Raw genomic sequence first — 3,119 nt, 5'->3', positions numbered from 1 at the left:
CCTTCAGGTTATGAGCCTGACGAGCTACCGGGCTGCTCCACCCCGCGTCCGGTCCGAGGGCATTTTGTGCGATCGGGTATTTGTATCGTATTGAGAGTTATGTGTCTCTTTTTAGGTTTGGCGGTGACCTACTCTCCCACGTCTTAAGACGCAGTACCATTGGCGCGACGGCACTTAACGGCCGAGTTCGGGAAGGGATCGGGTGTTTTGCTCGTGCTATGACCACCAAACCGAAGAAGAGACACCCCTGCCATGATGGCAGGGATAACATCAGTGTTGTTCCAAGGTTGTACACGTTATTTTGGTGTATGCGTTTTGACTGTCCAGGCGAGGGATGCTTTGGCGTGTGCCATTGCTTTACCTTGCTGTTACTGGATCAAATCAAGCCTATCGAGCAATTAGTACCAGTCAGCTGAATGCATTGCTGCACTTACACCTCTGGCCTATCGACGTGGTGGTCTTCCACGGCTCTCAAGGGAGATCTTGTTTTGAAGGGGGCTTCCCGCTTAGATGCCTTCAGCGGTTATCCTGTCCGAACATAGCTACCCAGCACTACCGTTGGCACGATAACTGGTCCACCAGTGGTTCGTTCACCCCGGTCCTCTCGTACTAGGGGCAACTCTTCTCAAATCTCCTACACCCACGGCAGATAGGGACCGAACTGTCTCACGACGTTCTAAACCCAGCTCACGTACCTCTTTAAATGGCGAACAGCCATACCCTTGGGACCTGCTCCAGCCCCAGGATGAGATGAGCCGACATCGAGGTGCCAAACGATGCCGTCGATATGGACTCTTGGGCATCATCAGCCTGTTATCCCCAGAGTACCTTTTATCCGTTGAGCGATGGCCCTCCCACTTGGGACCACCGGATCACTATGACCGACTTTCGTCTCTGCTCGACTTGTCAGTCTTGCAGTCAGGCAGGCTTCTGCCATTGCACTCAACGACCGATTTCCGACCGGTCTGAGCCTACCTTCGCGCGCCTCCGTTACTGTTTGGGAGGCGACCGCCCCAGTCAAACTCCCCACCATGCAGGGTCCCGGATCCGGATAACGGACCGCGGTTAGACATCAAGAAGGCGAAGGGTGGTATCTCAAGGTTGGCTCCACAAGAACTAGCGTCCCTGCTTCAAAGCCTACCACCTATCCTGCACATCACATTCCTGATGCCAGTGCAAAGCTGGAGTAAAGGTTCATGGGGTCTTTCCGTCTAACCGCGGGTAGTGTGCATCTTGACACACAGTTCAATTTCGCTGAGTCCACGTTAGAGACAGCGGGGAGATCGTTACGCCATTCGTGCAGGTCGGAACTTACCCGACAAGGAATTTCGCTACCTTAGGACCGTTATAGTTACGGCCGCCGTTTACTGGGGCTTCAATTCAGAGCTTGCACCCCTCCTTTTAACCTTCCAGCACCGGGCAGGCGTCAGACTGTATACGTCGCCTTACGGCTTCGCACAGCCCTGTGTTTTAAGTAAACAGTCGCCACCCCCTAGTTTGTGCCCCCCACCTCTACTTGCGTAAAAGTGGGGCCTCCTTCTCGCGAACTTACGGAGGCATTTTGCCGAGTTCCTTTAACGTGGTTCTCTCAAGCGCCTTGGTATACTCTACCAGTCCACCTGTGTCGGTTTAGGGTACGGTCTGATGGAGGGCTATTTCCAGGGACCTGTAGGCAGCCCACCCAATCCGATAAGGGCAAACTACGTTTCAGATCCGTCACTTCCTCCTGGCCACGGAATATTAACCGTGTTCCCATCGACTACGCCTTTCGGCCTCGCCTTAGGGGCCGGCTTACCCTGCTCAGATTAGCTTTAAGCAGGAACCCTTGGACTTTCGGCGAGGGGGTCTCTCACCCCCTTTGTCGCTACTCATGTCAACATTCTCGCTTCTGATCTCTCCACCGGATGCCTTACAGCCCGGCTTCACAGAAAGCTCTCCATGTCCACACCACCCCGAGGGATGGATAAGACATGATGAGCTATATCACAGAACGCTCCGCTACCACGCATATTGCTATGCATCCTGAGCTTCGGCTCGTGGTTTGAGCCCCGTTACATCTTCGCCGCAGGACAGCTTATCTAGACCAGTGAGCTGTTACGCTATCTTTAAAGGATGGCTGCTTCTAAGCCAACCTCCTGGTTGTTTTGGCCGTCCCACATGCTTTCCCACTTAACCACGAATTAGGGGCCTTAGCTGCAGGTCAGGGTTGTTTCCCTCTTCACGACGGACGTTAGCACCCGCCGTGTGTCTCCCGGATAGTACTCTTGGGTATTCGGAGTTTACTTAGACTCAGTAAGGCTGTGGGCCCCCATCATCCATGTAGTGCTCTACCCCCCAAGGTATTCGTCCGAGGCGCTACCTAAATAGCTTTCGCGGAGAACCAGCTATCTCCAAGTTTGATTGGCCTTTCACCCCTAGCCACACGTCATCCAGACCCTTTTCAACGGGTGTTGGTTCGGACCTCCAGTAAGTGTTACCTTACCTTCATCCTGCACATGGCTAGATCACTTGGTTTCGGGTCTAATCCAACGAACTCATGCGCCCTTTTAAGACTCGCTTTCGCTGCGCCTACACCTATCGGCTTAAGCTCGCTCGTTAGACTAAGTCGTTGACCCATTATACAAAAGGTACGCCGTCAGGTCTCATGGACCCTCCGACTGCTTGTAGGCGTCCGGTTTCAGGAACTGTTTCACTCCCCTCGTCGGGGTGCTTTTCACCTTTCCCTCACGGTACTGGTTCGCTATCGGTCAGTAAGGAGTACTTAGCCTTCGGAGGTGGTCCTCCGATCTTCAGACAGGATTTCACGTGTCCCGCCCTACTTAATATGTCCTGTAAAGCTTCCTGTACGGGACTGTCACCCGCTATGGTTGGCCTTTCCAGACCATTCCAGTCACTCTTCCAGGCTCGGCTGGTCCGCGTTCGCTCGCCACTACTAGCGGAGTCTCTATTGATTTCCTTTCCTCCGGGTACTTAGATGTTTCAGTTCCCCGGGTTTGCTCTAAAACCCCTATGTATTCAGGATTAAAGTACCTGGTTCACCCCATTATTGATACCCTTGTGAGGTAACAATAACAGAATGTCAGGTGGGTTCCCCCATTCGGACATCCATGGATCAAAGC

The 3,119-nt window shown here is 53.3% G+C and carries 2 rRNA genes (1 of these 2 cut by a window edge); both read right to left on the bottom strand.

The features are described 5' to 3' along the window. Nucleotides 1-115: 115 nt before the first annotated feature. Nucleotides 116-230: ribosomal RNA gene (gene rrf / locus D1012_RS21740) — 5S ribosomal RNA — on the bottom strand. 147 nt (nucleotides 231-377) lie between these two features. Beyond that, nucleotides 378-3,119: ribosomal RNA gene (locus D1012_RS21735) — 23S ribosomal RNA — on the bottom strand (it continues 96 nt past the right edge of the window).

The sequence above is a fragment of the Pseudotabrizicola alkalilacus genome (genome assembly GCF_003443995.1).
Classification (GTDB): Bacteria; Pseudomonadota; Alphaproteobacteria; order Rhodobacterales; family Rhodobacteraceae; genus Pseudotabrizicola; species Pseudotabrizicola alkalilacus.
The sequence above is the reverse complement of the archived record's forward strand: the minus strand, read 5'-3'. Positions and strand labels throughout refer to the sequence as shown.